The sequence below is a fragment of the Nonomuraea sp. NPDC050547 genome (assembly GCF_044457345.1).
Taxonomy (GTDB): domain Bacteria; phylum Actinomycetota; class Actinomycetes; order Streptosporangiales; family Streptosporangiaceae; genus Nonomuraea.
In genome coordinates, this window is record NZ_JBITGW010000008.1 from 156892 (window position 1) to 179255 (window position 22364).

Annotated in this window: 22 protein-coding genes and 1 pseudogene; 16 read left to right on the forward strand and 7 right to left on the reverse strand. The window is 70.2% G+C overall.

Translation table 11 applies throughout. The features are described from left to right. Positions 1 to 1972 (reverse strand): annotated as a pseudogene (locus ACIBHY_RS21350) (thioredoxin domain-containing protein). A gap of 92 nt (positions 1973 to 2064) precedes the next feature. On the opposite strand from ACIBHY_RS21350, the gene ACIBHY_RS21355 reads away from it, so the two are divergent. After that, entirely contained in the window at positions 2065 to 3219 is a 1155-nt protein-coding gene (locus tag ACIBHY_RS21355; RefSeq protein WP_397307526.1) for a hypothetical protein, read from the forward strand. Here ACIBHY_RS21355 and ACIBHY_RS21360 read toward each other — a convergent pair. The 3 genes from ACIBHY_RS21360 to mca are packed head-to-tail and all read right to left on the reverse strand — an operon-like array spanning position 3205 to position 4590. After that, the gene (locus ACIBHY_RS21360) at positions 3205 to 3486 is read right to left on the reverse strand and encodes a GNAT family N-acetyltransferase (RefSeq protein WP_397251689.1); all 282 of its coding nucleotides are present in this window, start codon (positions 3484 to 3486) and stop codon (positions 3205 to 3207) included. The genes ACIBHY_RS21355 and ACIBHY_RS21360 overlap by 15 nt on opposite strands. After that, positions 3487 to 3654: a hypothetical protein gene (locus ACIBHY_RS21365; protein WP_184967652.1), complete on the reverse strand. Its 168-nt coding sequence runs from the start codon at positions 3652 to 3654 to the stop codon at positions 3487 to 3489. A gap of 51 nt (positions 3655 to 3705) precedes the next feature. Continuing rightward, entirely contained in the window at positions 3706 to 4590 is an 885-nt protein-coding gene (gene mca / locus ACIBHY_RS21370; protein ID WP_397307527.1) for a mycothiol conjugate amidase Mca, read from the reverse strand. A 134-nt stretch (positions 4591 to 4724) separates the two neighbouring features. On the opposite strand from mca, the gene ACIBHY_RS21375 reads away from it, so the two are divergent. From ACIBHY_RS21375 to ACIBHY_RS21435, 13 genes are all read left to right on the forward strand, one after another. Continuing rightward, positions 4725 to 5144: a DUF4307 domain-containing protein gene (locus ACIBHY_RS21375; protein WP_397251684.1), complete on the forward strand. Its 420-nt coding sequence runs from the start codon at positions 4725 to 4727 to the stop codon at positions 5142 to 5144. A gap of 100 nt (positions 5145 to 5244) precedes the next feature. After that, positions 5245 to 5745 (forward strand): transcription elongation factor GreA, encoded by a 501-nt coding sequence (greA, locus tag ACIBHY_RS21380; RefSeq protein WP_184967656.1) that lies wholly within the window; start codon positions 5245 to 5247, stop codon positions 5743 to 5745. Further along, complete coding sequence (locus ACIBHY_RS21385) at positions 5742 to 7010, forward strand: C40 family peptidase (RefSeq protein WP_397307528.1); 1269 nt, start codon at positions 5742 to 5744, stop codon at positions 7008 to 7010. Before greA ends, ACIBHY_RS21385 begins: the two co-directional genes overlap by 4 nt. A 73-nt stretch (positions 7011 to 7083) precedes the next feature. Next, on the forward strand, positions 7084 to 7590 hold the full coding sequence (locus ACIBHY_RS21390) for a hypothetical protein (protein WP_397251679.1): 507 nt from the start codon (positions 7084 to 7086) through the stop codon (positions 7588 to 7590). Positions 7591 to 7825: 235 nt separating this feature from the next. Next, complete coding sequence (locus ACIBHY_RS21395; protein WP_397307529.1) at positions 7826 to 9619, forward strand: phosphoenolpyruvate carboxykinase (GTP); 1794 nt, start codon at positions 7826 to 7828, stop codon at positions 9617 to 9619. Between the two features lie 40 nt (positions 9620 to 9659). Continuing rightward, entirely contained in the window at positions 9660 to 10625 is a 966-nt protein-coding gene (locus tag ACIBHY_RS21400) for a TIGR04222 domain-containing membrane protein (RefSeq protein WP_397307530.1), read from the forward strand. A gap of 60 nt (positions 10626 to 10685) precedes the next feature. Next, the gene (locus tag ACIBHY_RS21405; RefSeq protein ID WP_397307531.1) at positions 10686 to 11648 is read left to right on the forward strand and encodes a TIGR04222 domain-containing membrane protein; all 963 of its coding nucleotides are present in this window, start codon (positions 10686 to 10688) and stop codon (positions 11646 to 11648) included. 12 nt (positions 11649 to 11660) lie between these two features. After that, positions 11661 to 12491, forward strand: coding sequence for a DUF692 family multinuclear iron-containing protein (locus ACIBHY_RS21410; RefSeq protein ID WP_397307532.1), 831 nt, complete (start codon positions 11661 to 11663; stop codon positions 12489 to 12491). 139 nt (positions 12492 to 12630) lie between these two features. Beyond that, on the forward strand, positions 12631 to 12987 hold the full coding sequence (locus ACIBHY_RS21415; protein WP_397251670.1) for a hypothetical protein: 357 nt from the start codon (positions 12631 to 12633) through the stop codon (positions 12985 to 12987). A 9-nt stretch (positions 12988 to 12996) separates the two neighbouring features. Beyond that, the gene (locus ACIBHY_RS21420) at positions 12997 to 13824 is read left to right on the forward strand and encodes an amidohydrolase family protein (protein ID WP_397307533.1); all 828 of its coding nucleotides are present in this window, start codon (positions 12997 to 12999) and stop codon (positions 13822 to 13824) included. A 72-nt stretch (positions 13825 to 13896) separates the two neighbouring features. Continuing rightward, positions 13897 to 14397, forward strand: a complete 501-nt coding sequence (locus ACIBHY_RS21425) for a hypothetical protein (protein ID WP_397251668.1) — start codon at positions 13897 to 13899, stop codon at positions 14395 to 14397. Positions 14398 to 14446: 49 nt separating this feature from the next. Continuing rightward, positions 14447 to 15214: an isoprenyl transferase gene (locus ACIBHY_RS21430; RefSeq protein WP_184967670.1), complete on the forward strand. Its 768-nt coding sequence runs from the start codon at positions 14447 to 14449 to the stop codon at positions 15212 to 15214. A 195-nt stretch (positions 15215 to 15409) separates the two neighbouring features. Further along, positions 15410 to 16729: a PhoH family protein gene (locus ACIBHY_RS21435; protein ID WP_379610720.1), complete on the forward strand. Its 1320-nt coding sequence runs from the start codon at positions 15410 to 15412 to the stop codon at positions 16727 to 16729. Here ACIBHY_RS21435 and ACIBHY_RS21440 read toward each other — a convergent pair. The 3 genes from ACIBHY_RS21440 to ACIBHY_RS21450 are packed head-to-tail and all read right to left on the reverse strand — an operon-like array spanning position 16719 to position 19347. Then, positions 16719 to 17267, reverse strand: a complete 549-nt coding sequence (locus ACIBHY_RS21440) for a hypothetical protein (RefSeq protein ID WP_397251666.1) — start codon at positions 17265 to 17267, stop codon at positions 16719 to 16721. The two genes, ACIBHY_RS21435 and ACIBHY_RS21440, sit on opposite strands and share 11 nt — an antisense overlap. Next, entirely contained in the window at positions 17264 to 18673 is a 1410-nt protein-coding gene (locus tag ACIBHY_RS21445) for an ATP-binding protein (protein WP_397251664.1), read from the reverse strand. Before ACIBHY_RS21445 ends, ACIBHY_RS21440 begins: the two co-directional genes overlap by 4 nt. Then, positions 18673 to 19347 carry a response regulator transcription factor gene (locus tag ACIBHY_RS21450; protein WP_184967676.1) on the reverse strand — a complete coding sequence of 225 codons (675 nt, stop codon included), beginning with the start codon at positions 19345 to 19347 and terminating at the stop codon, positions 18673 to 18675. The genes ACIBHY_RS21445 and ACIBHY_RS21450 overlap by 1 nt, the downstream gene beginning before the upstream one ends. A gap of 321 nt (positions 19348 to 19668) precedes the next feature. Here ACIBHY_RS21450 and ACIBHY_RS21455 point away from each other — a divergent pair, with 321 nt between their 5' ends. Together ACIBHY_RS21455 and ACIBHY_RS21460 are read left to right on the forward strand one after the other, a co-directional pair. Then, positions 19669 to 20304 (forward strand): lytic transglycosylase domain-containing protein, encoded by a 636-nt coding sequence (locus ACIBHY_RS21455; RefSeq protein ID WP_397251662.1) that lies wholly within the window; start codon positions 19669 to 19671, stop codon positions 20302 to 20304. Positions 20305 to 20364: 60 nt separating this feature from the next. Then, on the forward strand, positions 20365 to 22359 hold the full coding sequence (locus tag ACIBHY_RS21460) for a glycosyltransferase family 2 protein (protein ID WP_397307534.1): 1995 nt from the start codon (positions 20365 to 20367) through the stop codon (positions 22357 to 22359). Positions 22360 to 22364: the final 5 nt, after the last annotated feature.

Sequence of the window (22364 nt, forward strand, 5' to 3'; positions counted from 1 at the left end):
TTAGGCCGACAGCTCGGCCCTCAGGTCCTCCGGGGTGGTCACCGGCAGCCGGCAGGCGAAGTCGCGGCAGACGTAGGCCGTGGCTCCGCCGTCGATCCCCGATCGCCCCGCCAGCAGCGGCACCTCCTCGGACGGCCCGAGCGCGATCACCAGTCCCGGGGAACCGGACAGCATGGCCTCCCGGTGCAGCGCCCGCGTGCCGGGATCGCCTGGGGCGCCGACCACGGCCACCTCCACCGGCCCGGACAGCGCCGCGGCGGCGACCGCCAGGCCCCAGCCCGCGAACCTGGCATGGCCGACGGCGAGCACGGAAACGGTGCCGAGCGCGTCGTAGGCCGCCTCGCGGTGCCGCCGGAAGCCGGTCAGCGCCGCGTACGACAGCAGAGCCCCGGCCGCCGCGAACTGCCCGGAGGGCACCGCGTTGTCTGTGGGGTCCTGCGGACGCTGGAACAGCCGCTCGGCGTCGTCCGCGGTGTCGTAGAACCCGCCCTCGCCGTCGGCGAACCGGGTGAGCACGGTCTCCAGCAGCGTCCCCGCCAGCGTGAACCAGCGGGTCTCGCCGGTCGCCGAGTAGAGGGTGAGCAGGCCCTCCGCCACGTCGGCGTAGTCCTCCAGCACGCCGGCGTTGGCGCCGGCCCGTCCGTCGCGGGAGGTGCGGGTCAGCCGGTCGCCGGTGACGTGCACCTCCTCCAGCAGTACGGCTGCCGCCCGCGCCGCCGCCACCAGGTCCTCGCGCTCGAACACGACGCCGGTCTCGGCCAGCGCGGCGATGGCCAGGCCGTTCCAGGCGGCCACGACCTTGTCGTCGCGGCCGGGCCGTACCCGCAGGTCACGGGCGGCGAGCAAGCGCTCACGGACCCGCTCGTAGCGTGCGAGGTCGGCCGGGTCGCGCAGCAGCTGCAGCACCGACGTGCCGTGCTCGAACGTGCCGGTGACCTCGAACAGCTCCGCCGCCCACGCGCCGTCGCCGGCGCCGAGCACGTCCGTGAGCTCGGCGGGCGTCCAGACGTAGAACTTGCCCTCCTCGCCCTCGCTGTCGGCGTCGAGCGCGGAGGCGAACCCGCCCTCCGCGGTGCCCATCTCGCGCAGCAGCCACTCGGCGGTCTCCAGCGCCACCCTGCGGGCCAGCGGCTCGCGCGACAGGCGCCACCAGTGCGTGTAGACGCGCAGCAGCAGGGCGTTGTCGTAGAGCATCTTCTCGAAGTGCGGCACCACCCAGCCCGCGTCCACGCTGTAGCGGGCGAAGCCGCCCCCGAGCTGGTCGTAGATGCCGCCCCTGGCCATCGCCTCCAGCGTGCGCGCCGACATGTCGCGCTCGCCCGCGCGCAGCAGGAACTCCAGCACCATCGACGGCGGGAACTTGGGCGCGTCACCGAACCCGCCCCGCTCGGCGTCGAAGCCCGCGCGCAGATTCCGTACGGCCCGCTCCAGCGTGGCCGCCTCCGGCAGCGGGCCGCTGGGCAGCGAGGTGTGGGAGTTGAGCGCCTGGACCACCTTCGACCCCTGGGCCAGGACCTGCTCGCGATCGCCCGTCCAGGCCTGGTGGACGCCGAGCAGCAGCCTCTGGAAGGTGTCGCGGGGGAAGTAGGTGCCACAGTAGAAGGGGTGGCCGTCGGGCGTGGCGAACACCGTCATCGGCCAGCCGCCCTGGTGGGTCATGGCCTGGGTGGCGCTCATGTACACGGCGTCGACGTCGGGCCGTTCCTCGCGGTCGACCTTGACGCAGACGAAGTGCTCGTTCATCAACTGGGCGGTGGCTTCGTCCTCGAAGCTCTCATGCGCCATCACATGGCATCAGTGGCGGTCAAGAAGCGAGTAACCAATGGCAGGATGAGTAACCCACACTGATCAGTAGGGGTACGTCCCGCCGTCTCGCTTCTTGCATCGCCTCCTCTCCCCAAGGCCACCAGTCGACTGGATTGGCGGCGTGCTGGAGGAGGTAGGGAGAGGTCTCACTACCCAGCCGGTTCATGTGACCATCCTGTCAGAACCGAACAACTAGGTCACCGGGACGAACCGGGCGGTCCGGGACGTGCCGCCGTCGTGGGGCGTAGGTTACGGAGCGTGGATCTGGATTTCGTCAGCAGGCATGCCGGCCGCCCCGCCGCCGCCCTCACCCGCAGGGACGTGGCCCGCGCGCTGCTCGCCGTACCGTCGGGGGTGGCGCTGGTGGCCATGCCCGACCTGCGCCGCGCCCTCATGGGCGCGGCCAACCCGCTCTCCCTGCCGTTCTGGGAGTCGGCCAAGGCGATGCTCAGCTCGATCGAGTCGGGCGCGGCCACCGTCGGTGAGGTGCAGCGGTGGCTGGAGGCCACGGGCAGCGAGCCGATCCTGCTGACCCCCGGCTACTTCGTCTGGCCGGAGGAGGACGAACGCGGCCCGGTGGCGGCCGAGATGTACGACCTGATGGTCGCCTTCCTGGAGGAGCGGATCGCGGCGGGGGAGATCGACCCTGACGCGCTGGCCCGCGAGGAGCCGGAGGAGCGCCGCGCGTACGAGGACCTGCAGGAGCGGTGGCTCAACTCGCCGTTGCCCGACGGGCGGGTGCCCGGTCACGCGGTCAGCGACGAGCAGGACGAGGAGCTGTTCGCCGCCTGGGACGAGGAGGAGGCGTTCGCGCTGTCGGAGCTGCGCCGGATCGTGGCCCAGCTGCCCAAGCGGCCGGAGCTTCCCGAGGCCGACCTGGAGCGGGCGGCCGGGCGCCTGCGGGAGATCCTCGGCCTGCCCGGCTATCCGGGCAACGTGCTGCGCGCCTGCGCGGGGCTGGACGACCGGCCGCTGCCCGACGACGACGCGGACCTGTGGACGGCGGTCGCGGCCGGCATCGCCGGGCCGATCTCCGACCTGGCCGACGTCGAGGACCCGGAGGAGTTCTCCGACCTGGACGCCGAACTCGGCCACGAGGACACGGTGCTGGCCAACCTCTGCGCGATCCAGCACGCCGACTGGCTGGCCGCCGTGGCCGCCCTGGCCAGGCTGGGCCCCGGCGTACTGGCCTCGCCCGAGCGGATCGCCAGGCTCATCGCCGAGTCCGAGGACATCGACGTCGAAGGCGCGGAAGGCGACGAGGAGGAGCTCGCCACCACCGAGGGACTGTTCCTGCCGGTGGTGTTCCTGTGGGGTTACCTCGGCATCGTGGACCAGGACGACGTGCTCACGCTGCTCGGCTGGTGGGGCCTGCCGAGGGCGCTGGAGCGCGCCTGGTCACCCGCTGAGTAGGTCCTGGTACTCGGGGTGGCGCTCAATGTAGGTCTTCACGTACGGGCACACCGGCGAGACCTTCAGCCCGGTGTCGCGGCTGGCGTCGAGCGCGTGCCTGACCAGCTTGCCCGCCAGGCCCTGGCCCTCGAACTCCCGCAGCACCTCGGTGTGGGTGAGAACGATCTTCGTGGGCAGCAGCTTGTAGTCGGCGAACCCGGCGACCCGGCCGTCCACGAGGATCTCGAAGCGGCTCTCCGTCGAGTTGTCGACTATCTCGGTCGGCATCTACTCGGCTTTCTTCTCGTCAGGTACGTCGCCGTCGCGCGGCACCGTGATCCTGCCCATCTGCTTGTTCATGGACTTGATCAAGAGGTACAGGGCCGCGCCGATGGCCGCCACGACGAGGAAGCCGAGCAGGCCGGGGCTGACTTCGCCAGCTGCCAGAACTGTCACTCTTCCAGTCTGCCATCCGGGTGCGGTGGTCGGACCGGCACCCGGTCCCGTTCAGTGGCAGGCGGGGCTCGGGTCGTCGGCGTGGATGCCGGCGAACAGGTCGTCCTCCGGCAGATCGGTGTCGACCAGCGAGCGGGCCAGGTGGTAGTCCTCGGTCGGCCAGATCTCCTGCTGCAGCTCGCGCGGGCAGCTGAAGAACCAGCCGTCGGGGTCGATCTGCGTGGCGTGGGCGATGAGCGCCTGGTCGCGGATGTCGAAGTACTCGGAGCACGGCACCCGGGTGGTCACCGGCCACTTGGCGGGCCGGTCCTCCCAGCGGGAGATCCAGTCGGCGTACGGCGAGCCGATGCCGCGCTCGGTCATCGCGTCGTGCAGCGCCTCGAAGCGCTCCTTGGTGAAGCCCATCTGGTAGTAGAGCTTCAGCGGCTGCCACGGGTCGCCGGTGCCCGGGTAGCGGTCGGGGTCGCCGGCCGCCTCGAAGGCCTCGACGGAGACCCGGTTGGTCATGATGTGGTCGGGGTGCGGGTAGCCGCCGTCGTCGTCATAAGTGATGATCACGTGCGGGCGGAACTCGCGGACCGCGACCACGAGCGGCTCTGCGGCCTTCTCCAGCGGCTGGAGGGCGAAGCAGCCGTCGGGCAGTTCCTCCTCCTCGCTCTCCGGCAGCCCCGAGTCGATGAAGCCGAGGAAACGCTGCTGGACGCCGAGGATCTCGCGCGCGCGATCCATCTCCGCCCTGCGGATCTCGGCGATGTTGGCGACCACCTCGGGACGGTCCATCTTCGGGTTGAGCACGGAACCGCGCTCGCCGCCCGTGAGAGTACAGACCAGGACCTCGACGCCTTCGCGCACGTAGCGCGCCATCGTGGCGGCGCCCTTGCTCGACTCGTCATCCGGATGGGCGTGGACGGCCATCAGCCTCAGCGGTGCACTCACGGGCTCGATGTCTCCTCAGTTGGACCGATCAGGTGCCCAGAGAGGTTAGTTTCTGCTGGGCGGTCGCGAGGGCGGGGCCCACGCGGGCGACAATTGTCTCGGATAACGCTTAGGGAGTGCAGGGAGATTCCGCCATGGCCACCAGAGATGTCGAGAACGGGCCCGTTCTCGGCACACCCGACGACTTCCCCGATCGACAGAGGCGCGGGGGCCGCATCGTTGTGCACGTGGTGATCGGGGTGCTGGTCGCCATCGTCGCTGGTGGCTGGGGCTATGTGATGTGGTCGATGACGGGCAGCGCCAGCGGTGCCAAGCCTCAGGTCATCACCTTCTCCATAGAACGCCCGGACGAGGCCGAGATCACCTTCACGGTGAGCAAGCCGGCCGACCGGATGGCCGTGTGCCGCCTGCGGGCGACCGACGTCAACCACGGAGAAGTAGGCAGCAAGGAAGTAAGAATCCCCCCAGGTGAGGGTAGTAAGCAGCTCAAGGAGCGTCTGGACACCACTGCCCAGGCCACTTCCGTCCACATCCAGTACTGCAATCTCGTATAGTGAGACATTTGGGGAAGCGTTCGAGCAGCTAACTTGTTAGCCTTTCGCAATTCGTAACCCCAAGTGAACTCAGGGCCCCCTAAGTAAGCAAGGAGATCCCGTGGCCGACTCTCGCGATGAGAACGTCACCTGGCTGACGCAGGAGGCGTACGACCGCCTGAAGGAGGAGTACGACTACCTGTCGGGCCCGGGTCGCGTCGACATCGCCAAGAAGATCGAGGCCGCTCGCGAAGAGGGCGACCTGCGGGAGAACGGCGGCTACCACGCCGCCAAGGACGAGCAGGGCAAGATAGAGGCCCGGATCTTCCATCTGCGGCAGCTGCTCGACAACGTCAGGGTGGGCGAGGCGCCCAAGACCGAGGGCGTGGTGGGCCCCGGCATGACGGTGACGATCCGCTTCGAACGCGACGATGACGAGGTGACCTTCCTCCTGGCCTCCCGTGAGGAGACCGGCGCCCCGATCGACGTCTACTCGCCCAAGTCCCCGCTGGGTGCCGCGATCAACGGCAAGAAGATCGGTGAGCGGGCCACGTACTCGCTGCCCAACGGCCGGCAGAACACGGTCGAGATCCTCGAGGCCGTGCCGTACATCGGCAATTGACGACACAGAACGACAACCTCCGCCGGGCCGTGGGCCCGGCGGATCCTCCGCATGCCTCGGGCATCCGGCAGGATCTGGCGTTTCTGGTGACCTCGCGCAGGCGCCGCGACTTAGGCCGGCTGATCCCCTTCATCGTGGTGACGCTGGTCGCGGTGCTCACCGCCGACGTGCTGCTGCTGGGCGAGTTCCAGAGCCCGCCTGAGCCCGAGGTCAAGACCGCCCAGTCGGTACGCCGCAAGCCGGCCGCGCCGCCCAAGGAGAACCTGGTGGCGCAGACCAGCCCCCAGGACCCGGGTGTGCGGCCGCTGGGCCGCCTGCACAAGCCGAACCTGTTCGTGGTCACCAAGAAGCCCTTCACGACCCCGCTGCTGGGCAAGGTGGCGAAGGTGCGCGGCATCAGGGCGCTCGAACTGGCCGACGCCGCCTCGGTCATGATCGACGGCAAGCGGGTCCAGACGCTCGGCGTGGACCCCTCGACCTTCCGCGCTTACACCCCCAAGGTCACCGCCGCCTCCGACGGCCTGTGGACCAACGTGGCGCGGGGCGACGTGGCCGTCTCCTTCGTGCTCGGCAACGACGGCGGACTCACCCTGCATCGCCAGGTGAGCGGCCCCGGCGGCCCGCTGCGGGTGGGCGCGTACGCGACGACCGGCTTCGGCGCGGTGGACGCGATGGTCTCCAAGCAGACCGCGAGGACCCTGGGCCTGCCGCACGACAACGCGCTCATCGTCAGCGCGCCCAAGGCCAACTCGGCGAACCTGCGCAAGAAGCTGATGGGCATCCTGCCCAAGGGCACCCAGATCGCCGAGATCAACCCGGTCGGCCCGCCGCCGGTCCAGAACCTGGTCTACCAGGGGAACTCCTTCATGTCGGGTGAGCAGATCACCGTCGCGCTGAAGGCCGCCCTGTCGAAGCTGGGTCGTCCCTATGTGTGGGGAGCCGAGGGGCCGGAGACCTTCGACTGCTCGGGGCTGGTCCAGTGGGCGTACGCCCAGGCGGGCATCAGGGTTCCGCGCGTGACGCACCAGCAGTGGGTGGCGGGCCCCCAGATCCCGTACGCCCAGGCGCAGCCCGGTGACCTCATCTTCTGGCGGCACGATCCGACCAACCCGGGGTACATCTCCCACGTGGCCATCTACCTGGGCGACGGCAAGATGCTCCAGGCGCCGCGTACCGGTGACGTGGTCAAGATCTCGCCGGTGGGCATGCGCAACTTCGCGGGCGTGGTCCGCATCGCGCCCGCGGTCGCGGCCCGCGTCCGCTAGGGCGTTCTCACTCCCTTCGTTTCGGCCCGAGCGAGCTCTTGGCTACGGCCTGCAAGTGTGTAATGTTGATTACATGGAAAGCGAGATTCGCGGCTGGTTCACCGGCCGCATGCCAGAGAGCTGGTTCGCGGCTCCGCCGGAGATCGTGCTGGACCGCGAGGAGATCGCCGTGCTCGGCACGCTGCCCGACCCGCCCGCCGAGGGCGGCGAGGCGGAGCGGGCGGCGCTGATCGACGGCCTGGTCAGGCGCTTCCGCGAGGAGACGCGCGAGCGGCGGATCGAGATCGCCAGGGAGGCGGAGCGCAAGTTCCGGCAGAAGGTGTCGTGGGGCGTGGTCTGCGGCGGCGAGACCGTGATGTTCACCACGCTGTCGGTGCCGGTGATGACCCGGCTCCGGCAGCCCGAGCGGCAGGTTCTCGACACCCTCGTGGCCGCGGGCGTGGCCCGCAGCCGCAGCGACGCGCTGGCGTGGTGCGTACGCCTGGTCGGCAAGCACACCGACACGTGGCTCGCCGATCTGCGCGACGCGCTGCAGCACGTCGACCGCGTCCGCTCCTCCGGCCCGGACGTCAATTCCTAGGACTGCGCAGCGGAAACGCTCCGGCGAAAGGACTAAACCTCTTCCGCTATTGGTTTAGACCATTCGCATTGGCCTAAACCACTGATTCGAGGGTTTTCTTTAGAACCCGTTCATGTGGGTAGGCTTCCCCAATCACCAGGGCCTCTGCCTGCGACAACAGGTCTATGCCAATTGGCGAAAACCGGTCGTCGTCGTTAATGATGTTTTGGCCCTGAGAAGTGGAGGAGTCGCTGCCGTGTCCGTTTCTGTAGAAGTACCCGCCCCGACGAGCAATGCCGAATTGGTCGCCTGGGTGAACGAGATCGCCGCCCTGACCCAGCCCGATCGGATCGAGTGGTGTGACGGTTCGGAGGAGGAGTGGACCCGCCTGACCAACCTCCTCGTCGAACAGGGCACGTTCACGCGTCTGGCCAAGCGCCCCAACAGCTTCTACGCCAAGTCCGACCCCAGCGACGTCGCGCGCGTCGAGGACCGCACCTACATCTGCTCCGAGCGTGAGCAGGACGCCGGCCCCACCAACAACTGGATCGCGCCGGACGAGATGCGGGCCACCTTCGGCGAGCTGTTCAAGGGCTGCATGCGCGGCAGGACCATGTACGTCGTGCCCTTCTGCATGGGCCCGCTCGGCGGCGAGATCTCCCAGCTCGGCGTCGAGATCACCGACTCGCCCTACGTCGCGGTCTCCATGCGGATCATGACGCGGATGGGGGAGCGCGCGCTCAGGCTCATCGAGGAGCGCGCCGAGTTCGTGAAGGCCGTTCACAGCGTCGGCGCGCCGCTGGAGCCCGGCCAGGACGACGTCGCCTGGCCCTGCAGCAGCACCAAGTACATCAGCCACTTCCCCGAGACCCGCGAGATCTGGTCCTACGGCTCCGGCTACGGCGGCAACGCCCTGCTGGGCAAGAAGTGCTACGCCCTGCGCATCGCCAGCGTCATGGCCCGCGACGAGGGCTGGCTGGCCGAGCACATGCTCATTCTCAAGCTCACCCCGCCCAGCGGCGAGACGCGCTACATCGCCGCCGCCTTCCCGAGCGCCTGCGGCAAGACCAACCTCGCCATGCTCCAGCCGACGATCCCCGGCTGGAAGGTCGAGACGGTCGGCGACGACATCGCCTGGATGCGCTTCGGCGCCGACGGGCAGCTGTACGCGATCAACCCCGAGGCCGGCTTCTTCGGCGTGGCCCCCGGCACCGGCGAGGTCACCAACGCCAACGCCATCAAGACGCTCTGGGGCAACAGCATCTTCACCAACGTCGCGCTCACCGACGACGGCGACGTGTGGTGGGAGGGCATGACCGACATCCCGCCCGCGCACCTGACCGACTGGAAGGGCCGCGACTGGACCCCGGACAGCGACGAGCCGGCGGCCCACCCCAACGCCCGCTTCACCACCCCTGCCTCGCAGGCGCCCACCATCGCCCCCGAGTGGCAGGACCCCAAGGGCGTGCCCATCTCGGCGATCCTGTTCGGCGGCCGCCGCGCCACCGCGGTGCCGCTGGTCACCGAATCGCTGAGCTGGCAGCACGGCGTCTTTCTCGGAGCCAACGTCGCCTCCGAGAAGACCGCCGCCGCCGAGGGCAAGGTCGGCGAGCTGCGCCACGACCCGTTCGCGATGCTCCCGTTCTGCGGCTACAACATGGGCGACTACTTCGGCCACTGGCTGAAGATCGGCCACAGGGAAGGCGCGCGGCTGCCGCGCATCTACTACGTCAACTGGTTCCGCAAGAACGCCGGCGGAAAGTTCATCTGGCCGGGCTTCGGCGAGAACAGCCGCGTGCTGAAGTGGATCGTGGACCGGCTCAACGGCGAGGCCCAGGCCGTACCGTCGGCGATCGGCCTGCTGCCCAAGGAGCTCGACACCGAGGGCCTGGAGATCGCGGAGGAGGACCTCCAGACCCTGCTGAGTGTCGACAAGGACGTCTGGCGCGAGGAGGCGGCGCAGATCCCGCCGCACTTCGAGAAGTTCGGCTCGCACCTGCCCAAGGAGCTGTGGGAGGAGTACAACGCCCTGCTCGACCGCCTCTCCTGAGCTTGTGGGGTACGGCGGCGCCCCTCTACCTTGACCAGGGATGGACATCTTCCTGTTCTTCGCCGCCTTTGCCCTGATCGCCCTGATCAGCAACCTGTCGGGCAGCGTCGCCAAGCAGCGGCTCAAGGTCGCCAACGCGACGCTCTCGCAGGCGGGCCACCGGCTGACGCACTACGAGCTCGCCTACCTGGCGGGCGGGCCGCGGCGGGCGATCAACACGGCGCTGGCCGTCCTCGCGACGGCCGGCGCCGTACGCGTCTCGCGCGGCGCCCAGGTCAGCCCGGTCCACGGCGCCACGATCTCGTCCGACCCGCTGGAGCAGGCGGTGCTCGACGCCGTGGCCATGCGGCCGGGCCACCGGGCCGCGCAGGTGCGCAAGCTGCTGGAGACGAGCCCGGCGCTCCTGGCCCTGGAGGCGCGGCTGCGCGGTCACGGGCTGCTGATGCCGGAGGGCGCGCAGGGCGTGGCCCGGCGGCGCCTGGAAGCGCTGCGGCTGGCCGCCTGGGGCGCGATGGGCTTCGAGATCGCCCTGGTGGTGCTGGCGCTCGCCGGGGTGGCGGGCAAGGACTTCGTGTTCGCCGGCGCGCTGCTGTTCGGCGGGTTCGCGGTGGTGATGGGGTTCTCCGGCCACTACAAGGAGAAGCGCAGGCTGCGCAACCTGGTCACCGGTGAGGGCAGGCGGGTGCTGGAGTCGGCGCGGCAGTACCACCCGAGGGGCCGCGGCGACACCTCCACACCGGCCCTCGCCGTCGCGATGCCGGTGGCCCTGTACGGGCTGACCGAACTGGACGACCGTGACCTGTGCGACGGACTGTCGGCCGGCGACCCGCACTCCGACTGCGGCGGCTCCTGCGGCTCCCACAGCGACTCCGGCTCCTCGACCTTCGGCGACGGCGGGTCCGGCGGGGGCGACTTCGGCGGTTCGAGCTCGGACGGCGGCGGCGGGTCGAGTGGCTCCAGTTGCGGCGGAGGCGGCGGCGGATCGAGCTGCGGATCCAGTTCCTGATCCGGGAAACTTTCGCCGGGCCGCGTGCGTCTATCGGGTACGAGCCAGAGGAGGCCGCGCATGGACCTGATCCTGTTGATCGTTTCCGTCTTCCTCGCGGTGGCGGCGGGCGCCACCGTTTCCGCGCTCAGGCGCGAACACCTCCGCATCCGTTCCACCGCCGTGAACGGCAATCTCCGCGCCCTGGGACACTACGAGCTCGCCTACCTGGCCGGCGGGCCGCGGCGGGTGGTCAACGCCGCCATCGGCCTGCTGGCCAAGTCCGGTGACCTGCGCGTCTCGCGCGGCGGCTCGTTGCACGCGGTCTCCACGCTGGCCGGCGACCCGATCGAGGAGGCGGTGCTGGCCGCCGTCGCGGCGCGGCCCGGCGGGGTCTCGGTCGCGGCCGTCAGGCACGAGGTGGGCAACGGGGCGGCCATGGACTCGCTCAAGCACCACCTGTCGGCGCTCGGGCTGGTGGTGCCGGACGGCGATCTGGCGTCGGTGCGCGCGTACCTGAAGAAGCTGGGCGCGCTGGTGATCGGGGCGCTGCTTGCCTCGATCGGGATGGCGATCTACCTGGTCTTCAGCGGGGGCGGGCTGCTCGGGGTGGTCGCGCTGGCGGTCACGGCCGGCACGTGGATCGGCGGCATCGTCGTACGCAGGCGCCACCACAAGATGCTCGGCAACGACATCACGACCGCGGGGCGCGAGCAGGTCGAGTACGCCGAGCGCCGGCACATGCCGGGCGCCTACCTCGTCACCGGCGCCGCGGTCGGCGCGGTCGCCATGCCCGTCGCCCTCTACGGCCTGGGCGAGCTGGGCGACCCGCAACTGGAGGCCGAGCTGGAGGCGCAGCGCAACTCGGCGGGCAGCGGCGCCGGGTCCTGTGCCGCGGGCAGCTGCGGCGGCGGCAGCGGGAGCGGCGACTACGGTGGCGGAAGCGACTTCGGCGGCTCGTCGGGCGGCGGTTCGGACGGCGGCGGCGGGTCGAGCTGTGGAGGAGGCGGCGGCTGCGGCGGTGGCTGCGGCGGAGGCGGCTGAGAGGGGACGTCGGTGGCGGACTTCGAGCTGGGCGTGGGGATCGGCTGGCGATCCGAGATCGACCTGACCGTCGAGCGGATGGCGGGCGTGAGCTTCGTCGAGGTCATCGCGGAGAACATCAGGCCCGCCGCCGGACTGCCCGAGTCGCTGCGGGTACTGCGCGGGCGCGGCCTGCCCGTGGTGCCGCACGGCGTCGGCCTGGGCGTGGGCGGTGCCCAGCCGCCCGATCCCGACCGGCTGGCGCACCTGGCCGCGTGCGCGCAGGCGCTGGATTCGCCGCTGGTCAGCGAGCATCTGGCGTTCGTGCGGGCGGGCGGGGTGGAGGCCGGGCACCTGCTGCCGGTGCCGCGTACCCGGGAGGCGCTCGACGTCGTCGCCGACAACGTCCGCCGCGCGCAGGACGCGCTGCCGGTGCCGCTGGCGCTGGAGAACGTGGCGGCCATCTTCGGCTGGCCGGAGGACGAGCTGACCGACGGCGAGTTCCTGGCCGAGCTGGTGGAGCGGACCGGGGTGCACCTGCTGATCGACGTGGCCAACCTCTACACCAACCAGGTCAACCTCGGTCTGTCCGCGGTGGCGGCCCTCGACGCGCTGCCGTTGGCGCAGTTGGCCTACGTGCATGTCGCCGGGGGGCACGAGCACGGGGGCATCTGGCACGACACGCACACGGCCAGCGTGCCGCAGGAGGTCCTCGACATCCTGACCGAGCTGTGCGCGCGCGTCACGCCGCCGGGCGTGCTGCTGGAGTGGGACGACGACTACCCCAGCGACGCCGCCCTCGCCGGCGAACTGGACCGCATCAGGACCGCGATGTCGCTCGGGACCGCCCACCATGCCCCCTGACCCTTTCCCCGGTACGGCCGCCGCCCCCACGCCCCCGTCACCCCGTGGCCCGGACCCCGCGGAACCACCTGGACCAGAGACCGCGCGGGCGGTTGGGCGGGAGGCTGGGGAGGGGGTTGAGACGGGTTTGGGCGGGAGCGTGAGTGCGGAGGACCGGCGGCGGCTGGAAGAGGCTCAGGAGCGGGTCGTGGCGGCGCTGGTGACCGGTGCGCCGGCGCCCGAGGGGTTCGACGCCGACCGGCTCAGGGCGCAGGCCGCGAGCCTGGTGTCCAAGCGGCGCGGCGTGGTGGCCAGACTGCGTCCCGACGCCGCCCTGGCCGCCGGGGCGGACCTGGGAGCCGAGTTCGCCGCCTACGCCGCCGCCCGCACCGCCCCGCCGAAGGGCTACCGGGAGGACGCCGACGCGTTCGCCGCCTGGCTGGAGGAGCGGGGCAGGCTGCCCAAGCGGTCCAGGGGCTGGCGCGACCTCTTGCCGTGGCGGCGCGAGACATCCTAGGTTTGCGAGGTGATAGTCGACGCGCACCAGCACTTCTGGAACCTCGAGACCGGCGACTACCCCTGGCTCACCCCGGACGCGGGAGTCCTGTACCGCACCTACGCCCCCGAGCACCTGGCCCCCGAGCTGGCGGCCACGGGAGTGCAGGCCACGGTGCTGGTCCAGGCGGCCGACTCCTCTGCGGAGACCGAGGCGATGCTGGCCCTGGCCGACGCCCACGACTTCATCGCCGGCGTCGTCGGCTGGATCCCGCTCACCGACCCCGACGAGGCCGCGAAGGCCATCGAGCGTTACGGCAGTCATCGGAAGTTTGTCGGCGTACGCCACCTGATCCACGAGGAGCCCGACCCGGACTGGCTGGTCGGGGAGGGCGTGCTGGAGTCCCTGGGCGTGCTGGCCGACAGCGGGCTCGCCTTCGACGTGGTCTCGCTGCTGCCGCGCCACCTGGAGCACGTGGTCACGCTGGCCACTCGGCACCCGGCGCTCAGGATCGTCATCGACCACCTGTCGAAGCCGCGGATCAAGGACGGCGGCTGGCAGCCGTGGGCGGAGCAGATGACCGCGGCGGCGGCCTTCCCCAACGTGTACGCGAAGGTCTCCGGGCTGGTCACCGAGGCCGACCACGCCGGCTGGACGGTCGAGGACCTGCGGCCCTACGTGGCGCACGCGGTCGAGGCGTTCGGCCCTGAGCGGCTGATGTTCGGCAGCGACTGGCCGGTGGCGCTGCTGGCCGCCGACTACCGGACCGTCTACGAGACGGCGCTGGCCCTGGTCGGGGAGGAGGGGAGAGATCAGGTGTTCGGTGGCACTGCTGGGCGTTTTTACGGGTTTAGCTGAGTTTCGGGGGGAAACTCTCTAGGCGTGGGGGGACTACGTTGTGTCGATGGGTCTTACCTGACCGTGACGCCTGTGGCTTGTCGTGACAGTGTCGGCAGGCCGTACGAGGTCACCCTTGAGCTTTGGCGGGACGGCACGCCGTACGGGATGGTGGGGGAGCGGTGCGGCTGGCTGCTCGCGCGCCTGGCGCGCGGGGTCGCGGACGCGCGCGACGGGCGCGGCGAGGCGGGGCTCTGGCCGGATCCCGACGACAGGTTTCCCGAGGACGAGCCGGAGGGTGAGCTGTTCTCCTTCCGTTACCGGACGCGGTCGGGCGCCATGGGCGGCGGTGAGCTGCGCTGTCAGCTGCGCACGATTCCGGTCTGGATGCCAGGTCAAGGCCGTCGGGGCGAGTGGCGGCTGACGCGCAGGGCCTACGTCGAGGCGTGGGGTCCCGGGGGCGTCGGCATGCGGGCCGTGCTGACTTCCGCGGAACTGGCGGTGTTCGTGGGGGTGCTGGTCACAGAGGCGGAGGGCTGCCTCGGGGGACGGGATCTCGCGAGGAATCCCGTTGAGGGGGCGGGCAACGCCTAAACGCGGTGATAATTGCCTCTTACAGGCACAGCATCGCTGGGAGGGCTCCGTGGGCCTGCGCGACCTGGTCTACCGGGTGTACGAACACCGGCTGGAGGCCAAGCTCAAGCTGTCGAAGGGCAACGGCCCCCGGCACGTAGGCGTCATCATCGACGGCAACCGCCGATGGGCCCGCTCGATGGGCCTGGAGGACGTCAGCAGAGGGCACCGTAAGGGCGCCGACAAGATCTCCGAGCTGCTCACCTGGTGCCGTGAGGCGGGGGTGGAGGTCGTGACCGTCTGGATGCTGTCCAGCGACAACCTCAACCGCCCCAAGGACGAGCTGGAGTTGCTCCTTCGCATCATCGAGGACGTGGTGCAGGAGCTGGTCGAGGAGGGCTGGCGGATCAGCCCGGTCGGCGCGCTCGATCTGTTGCCGGATAGGACGGCAAATGTCCTGAAAAACGCAAAGGAAGTCACATCACACCGTCCAGGGTTGATTGTGAACGTTGCGGTTGGGTATGGAGGAAGACGTGAGATTGCCGATGCGGTGCGCTCACTCCTCCAGGAGCAAGCAAGCAAGGGAGCCAGCATCGAGGACCTCGTCGAGGTTCTCGATGTCGAGCACATCGCCGAGCATCTCTACACTCGCGGCCAGCCCGACCCGGACCTTCTCATCCGGACCTCGGGGGAGCAGCGGCTTTCCGGGTTCATGCTCTGGCAGAGCGCTCATTCCGAGTTCTATTTCTGCGAGGCCTACTGGCCCGACTTCCGCAGGGTCGACTTCCTGCGGGCGCTGCGCGACTACGCCGCGAGACACCGTCGTTACGGTTCCTGATCCCGCATGGGGGTATCTGGTACGTAACGTTGAAAGTGACCGGCCGAAGGCCGATCACTTCGGAGGGGGCCCGCCTTTGCTGCGCAATCTGCTGAGGGGGGCCGGACCCCGGCGCCCGTCGGCGGGCGCGGGTCCGGTCCGATTCCCACCTCGTCTGCAGGGCGCCTGTCCCCATGGGCGCCCGGGGGAGAACGTGTGGCAGTGTCCTCGAGCAACCCTTCGACCAACTCCGGCAAGCGCACCTACGTGCTGGACACGTCGGTCCTTCTAGCCGACCCGGCGGCGATGACCAGATTCGCCGAGCATGAGGTCGTCCTCCCGATCGTCGTGATCACGGAGCTGGAAGGGAAGCGGAACCATCCAGAACTCGGCTACTTCGCGCGCAAGGCATTGCGTTACCTCGACGACCTGCGCGTGCAATACGGCAGGCTCGACGAGCCCATGCCCACCGGGGAAGGCACGATCAGGGTTGAACTCAACCACAGCGACCCGTCCATCCTGCCCGTAGGCTTCCGCCTCGGCGACAACGACACCCGCATCCTCACCGTGGCCCGTTCGCTGGCCGCCGAGGGACGCGACGTCGTGCTGGTCTCCAAGGATCTGCCCCTGCGGGTCAAGGCGGCCTCGATCGGCCTGTCGGCGGAGGAGTACCGCGCCGAGCTGGTCGTGGAGTCGGGCTGGACGGGGATGGCCGAGATCCAGGTGACCACCGAGGACGTCGAGACGCTCTTCGAGCACGGCGCCGCGGAACTGGAGGAGGCCAGGGACCTGCCCGCGCACACCGGGCTGCGGTTGCTGTCGAGCAAGGGTTCGGCGCTGGGCCGGGTACTGCCCGACAAGTCGGTCAAGCTCGTGCGGGGCGACCGCGAGGTGTTCGGGCTGCACGGCCGCTCGGCCGAACAGCGCATCGCGCTGGAGCTCCTGATGGACCCCGAGATCGGCATCGTGTCGCTGGGCGGCAGGGCCGGCACCGGAAAGTCCGCCCTGGCGCTCTGCGCGGGCCTGGAGGCCGTTCTGGAGCGCCGCCAGCACCGCAAGGTCGTGGTCTTCCGCCCGCTGTACGCGGTCGGCGGCCAGGAGCTCGGCTACCTTCCCGGCACCGAGGGCGAGAAGATGGGCCCCTGGGCCCAGGCCGTCTACGACACCCTGGGCGCGGTGACCACTCCAGAGGTGATCGAGGAGGTCATCGACCGGGGCATGCTGGAGGTGCTGCCGCTCACCCACATCCGCGGCCGGTCGCTGCACGACGCTTTCGTGATCGTGGACGAGGCGCAGTCGCTGGAGCGCGGGGTGCTGCTGACGGTGCTGAGCCGCATCGGCGCCAACTCCCGCGTGGTGCTCACCCATGACATCGCCCAGCGCGACAACCTGCGGGTGGGCCGCCATGACGGCGTCGTGGCGGTGGTGGAGAAGCTCAAGGGGCATCCGCTGTTCGCCCACGTGACGCTGACCAGGTCCGAGCGTTCGCCGATCGCGGCGCTGGTGACGGAGATGCTGGAGGACATCACTCTTTAGCGTCCTTCAGTTTCCCGCAGATGTGTTGCCCCTCGTCCTGGGGCGCCCTGCTGGGGAACTGGCGGATGATCTTCACCTGCTCGAACTGCGTTTCCTGCTGGGCGGTGCAGACGATCTGCTTCTTGCCCAGCAGGGGCAGCGGCCCGGTGCCCTTGATGTACACCGTCAGCGTGGACGTCCGGGGCAGCCGGGTCTCGTCGCGGGTCACCGGGTCGAGCGAGTCCTGCATGCCTTCGTAGGTGAAGCCGCGCAGGGCGGTGTGCAGGCCGCCCAGCTGCCGGCCGTTGGCCTGGAACAACGCCGTGAGCAGGCTGTCCACGGTGTCGTTCTCCACGTCGGCCGGCTCCTTGGTCAGCGCGAAGCGCGCGCGCCTGCTGTCCTGCCGCTGGTCGACCGGCTTGAGCAGGTAGATGGTCTTGGACGGTGGCGGGATCTTGACCGTCGGAGGTCCTGCCACGTCCACCACGTTCGTGGGCGTGATCCCGCAGCCCGCCACCGCGAGGAGGAGGCCGGCCGCCAGCGCTCGCCCGCCGTTCACAGGCCCGGCAGCCAGACCGTGAACAGGGTGCCGGGACCCTGCCTGCGCACCGAGATCGTGCCGTTGTGGAGGTGCACGTTCGCCCTGGTGATGGCCAGGCCGAGCCCGCTTCCGTGGCTGCGCGAGCGTCCCGCTCCCGCCTTGAAGAACCGGTCGAAGACGTACGGCAGCGCCTCCTCGGGAATCCCGGCGCCGTGGTCGCGTACCTTCATCTCCAGCCCGTTCTCCGTGCCTCTGGCCGACACCTGGACCGGCGGGCCGCCGTGTTTGAGCGCGTTGCCCACCAGGTTGGCGACGATCACGTCGAAGCGGCGCGGGTCCACGGTGGCCGCCAGTCCCTTGGCCACGTTCACCTCCACGGTCTCCGTCCAGCCGCGTGTCTCCAGGCTGTCATGGATGGCGTCGTGGACGTTGACGGATTCCACGTTGAGCGTGGCCGTACCGGCGTCGAAGCGGCTGACCTCGATGAGGTGCTCGACGAGGTGGCGCAGCCGTTCGATCTCCGACAGCACGAGCCTGACCGCCTCGGCGGGTGCGTCGGGCAGCCGTTCGGCCTCCTCCATCAGCATGTCGGCCACCGCGGTCATCGCGGTCAGCGGCGTGCGCAGCTCGTGTGAGACGTCGGCGACGAAGCGGCGCGAGAGGGCCTCCAGCGCGCGTAGTTCGGAGACGCTGAGCTCCAGCGCGGCGGCGGCGTCGTTGAACCTGGCGGTCAGCGCGGCCAGCTCGTCCTGGCCGTGGACGGGCAGCCGCGTGTCGAGCCGGCCCTCGCCGAGCGCCTGGGCGGCGGCGCTGAGGCGGCGTACGGGCAGCAGCACGCTTCTGGCCGAGACCAGCGCGACGCCGAGGGCGATCAGCACGATGACAGCGCCGCCCTGCGCGAGCGAGCCCTTGAGGGTGGTGAGCTGGTCCTCTTCCTCACGCATGGAGAAGAAGACGAAGGCGCGCAGCCCGCTGGCCTCGGGCACGGGGCCGTCCCTGCGGTAGACCTCGGCGCCGACGATCAGCCACACGTCGTCGCGGATCACCTGGCGCTGCTTGACCACGCCGCCGCGGGCCCTGCCGTGCAGCTCGTGCGGGACGTTGGCCATCGACAGCGGGCCCTCTGAGTAGCTGAGGTGGCCGTACTCGAGCGCGACGCTCCGCCCGGGGCCGTTGAGCGCGTCGGCGAGCAGCCGCAGGTCCTTGGAGTCGGGCGCCGCCTCGCCCTGGCGCAGGGTGCCGACCGGGAAGGTGATCTGGCGCAGCTCCCTGGTGACCAGGTCGACGGCGCTGTCCTCGGCCCGCTCGATGAGGGCGGCCTTGGCCAGCTCGTAGCCGATGGTGGCGACCATGACCGAGGCCGCCACGGCGACGAGCGTGAACGTGATGACCAGGCGGGCGCGCAGTCCGGTGGGCGGCCGCATCACGGAGGGCTGAACCGGTAGCCGAAGCCGCGGACGGTGTGGATGAACACCGGCTCGGCCGGGCGCGGTTCGATCTTCGCCCGTACTCGCTGGACGCAGGCGTCGACGAGGCGGGAGTCGGCCACGTGGGTGTGGTCCCAGACGACGCGCAGCAGGTAGCGCCGGTTGAGCACCTGGCCGGGATGACGCACGAGCTCCAGCAGCAGCCGCAGCTCGGTGGGGGTGAGGTGGATCTCCTTGTTGGCCAGCGTGACCTTGAGCGCGCCCCGGTCGATCATGAGGTCGCCGAAGGAGATGCGGTCGGATGAGGCCGACTCGGCTCGGCGCAGGATGGCCCTGATCCGCGCGTCCAAAACCCGGGGCTCGACCGGCTTGACCACATAGTCGTCGGCGCCGGCCTCCAGTCCGACCACGACGTCGAGGTCGTCGCCGCGGGCGGTGAGCAGGATGACCGGCAGCTGGTCCAGGCGGCGGATGCGGCGGCACACCTCGACGCCGTCGATTCCCGGCAGCATCACGTCGAGGATGGCGATCTCCGGGCGGCGGGACCTGATGTGGTCGAGCGCCTCCTCGCCCGTGGCGTAGGACGTCACGGAATGGCCCTGCCGGGTCAGCGCCAGCTCCAGGGCGGTGCGGACGGAGGGGTCGTCTTCGACGAGGAGGATGCCTGCCACGCGCACATTATTCTTCCACCCCGCGAATATCCGTGTTCTGTCATAAAAATGTGACATCACCGGGAAGGGTAGGCGGAAGTCTGTAATGAGGCTCTCCCTTCGGTTAGCGGGGCGCGAGGGGCGGGCCTTACGCATGTGACAAAAGTCACAGTCGCGAAAGAAAGACCTGTGTGGCCTGCTGGTCAGTCAATGGAACACCAACCGGATGTCGCGTTTTGGTTGCGGACCACCCCCTGGGACAGGGCATTCTCATAGGTCGTGAGCCCTGGTCCGGAGTTGAAGGAGCGCGAAGCGCCGCCGTCTCGCCGCAAGAAGAAGGCGATGAGCCCGAAGCGCGTGCTGATCTTCGGTTTGGCGGTCGTGATCGTGGCCGGTGGCGGTGGTTTCACCGCCTACACCGCGATCCAGAACTCCAAGGCCGTCCACACCCCGATCTCCCCCGAGGAGTGGGGCAAGATCGCCATGGGCGACTTCTACTCGCCGGATCCCAAGGCCGACTCCTACAAGGCCGCGGCGGTCACGGCGTACCAGAAGGACAAGCTCAAGAAGGAGCGCAAGGGCGTCGAGGGCCTCGACCCGGTCATCATCAAGAAGCGCGGGCCGGGCGGCGACGGTTTCCCGCCCGCCAACTTCCCGGTCGGCAGCAACCCCTCGCCCGGCAGCAACAAGGCGCTGGCCAAGGGGATGCTCGGCCAGTTCGGCTTCGGCGAGGACCAGTGGGGCTGCCTGGAGAAGCTCTGGCACAAGGAGAGCGGCTGGAACGAGCGGGCCATGAACCGCTACTCCGGCGCCTACGGCATCCCCCAGTCGCTGCCCGGCAGCAAGATGGCCAGCGCGGGCGCCGACTGGCAGACCAACGCCGCCACCCAGATCGAGTGGGGCCTCGGCTACATCAAGGGCCGCTACGGCACGCCTTGCGGTGCTTGGGGCCATTCCCAGGCCAAGGGCTGGTACTGACCCGCTATTCGATCGGCAAGCCGTCGCGCCTGATCCGGTAGTACGGCGCACCCTGGCGGCATGGCTATGAAGGTCAGCGTGATCGTCAGTGTCCATAATCCGGGTGCCGGCGCCGATCCGTGCATCCGCTCCGTGCTGGAGCAGACGTTGCCGCCGGAGGCGTACGAAGTGATCTTCGTGGACGACGGGTCCACGGACGGCATCGCGGAGCGCCTCGACACCGTGGCCGCGGTCCGCAGAAACGTGAGGGTCCTGCACCTGCCGCACACCGGCTCGCCCATGCGCGGGCGCAACATCGGCCTGGCCGCCGCCAAGGGCGAGTTCGTCTACTTCCTCGACCAGCGCGACCGCCTGGAGCGCACCGCGCTGGAGCACATGCACACGCGGGCCGGGGAGACCGACGCCGACGTGCTCGTCGGCCGCCTCGTCCGCGACTCGGGGCCGCCGATGACCGCGTTCGAGGCCAGCACCGCCCGCGCCGACATCCTGCGCGACCGGCTGCTCAGCCTGCTCACGCCGCACAAGCTCTTCCGCCGGGCGTTCCTGGAGAAGCACCAGCTGGGCTTCGCCGTACCCGGGGGGCGGATGGCCGAGCAGGCGTTCGTGGTGCGCGCCTATCTCCTGGCCAAGGTCGTCGCGGTGATGGCCGACCAGGTCTGCTGCCACCTCGGCGAGCGCGAGGAGGCGGACGACGACCTGCGTACGGTCGCCGGCGAGCTGCTGTCGCTGCTGAACGTCGTCGACGAGCACACCGAGCAGGGCCGCCAGCGCGACCGCATGTACGCCCACTGGCTGCGGTCCGTGGTGCTGCGCCCGTTCCTCAGCGCCCGCTTCGCCGGATCCTCGGTGGATCGCGGGAAGATGTTCACCACGAGCAGGGAGCTCGTGCTGGAGCGCTTCCCCGAGCGGCTCGACCGGCACCTGCCGGTGCACCTGCGCGCGGTCGCCGCGTTCCTGCGAGCCGGCCGCCTCGACCAGCTCGTCAGCTACGCCAACGCCACCCGCCGCGCGGACCTGCGCGCCGACCTGCTCGACGTGCGCTGGGACGGCCCCGTGCTCGCCCTCGGCCTGGCCGTGGAGGTGCTCGCCGCCGACGGCGAGCCCGCCCGCTACCGGGTGGAGGACGGGCGCCTGCGGTGGCTGCCGCCGTGCTCGCTCGACGACAAGGCCCTGCCGGATGCCGTCACGGACGTCACGACCGCCGTGGCGCGCGCCCGCATCGAGGTCTACGTACGGCACGCCGACACCGGCGTCGTCTACTTCCTGCCCGTCACCTACCACGTGGAACGTGTGCAGGAGGACGAGGACGTACGGCTGCGCATCGTCGGCGAGGCCAGGCTGGACGTGGCCGTCGCCGCGCTCGGCACCCCGCTCGCCTCCGGCCAATGGGAGGTCCACGTCCGCATGTACGGCGGCGCCCTCCAGGCCAGAACCCGCGTACGCCGCCCCGACGGCCCGCTCAACTGCCTGGGCATCCTGGCCCAGCGCCCCAGGCGCCGCCTGGTCGTCCCGTGCTGGACCGACGCTGGGGAGCTGGGCCTGGCCATCGAGCCGCGCTCGTTCTCCGAGTCGATCGCCCTGGTCTCGCCGGGCGCCAGCATCCGCAGGCAGGAGAACCACATCTACGTCGTCGTGCCCGTGCCGTATGTGCCGCCGAGCGGCGGCCCTCCGCTGGAGCTGGTACTGCGCAACACGGCCGGCCGCCTGCGCGAGATCTCCGCGCCCGCCCTGGTGGAGCCGGGCGTACCGGGCAGGATCGCGGGCCAGCTCGTGGCCAAGGTTCCGGTCAAGCGGCTGATGCCGGGCCGCGACCGGCTCGGTCCCGGCGCCTGGATGTCCTCGCTGCGCGCAGAGGACGACGAGGTGGGCCTGCGTTTCGGGCTGGAGATGCGCGGCAGCAGGGTCGAGGTGTGCGCCTCGACCGAGCTGGATCCGGCGCGGCGCTCGCCCATGGGACACGACACGATGCTGCGCCGCCTGGGCCGGCGGCTGCCGGGAGCCCGGCATCTGGTCCGCCTGGCCCGCGCGGGCAAACACCGCTACCTCAAGGACTGATACCT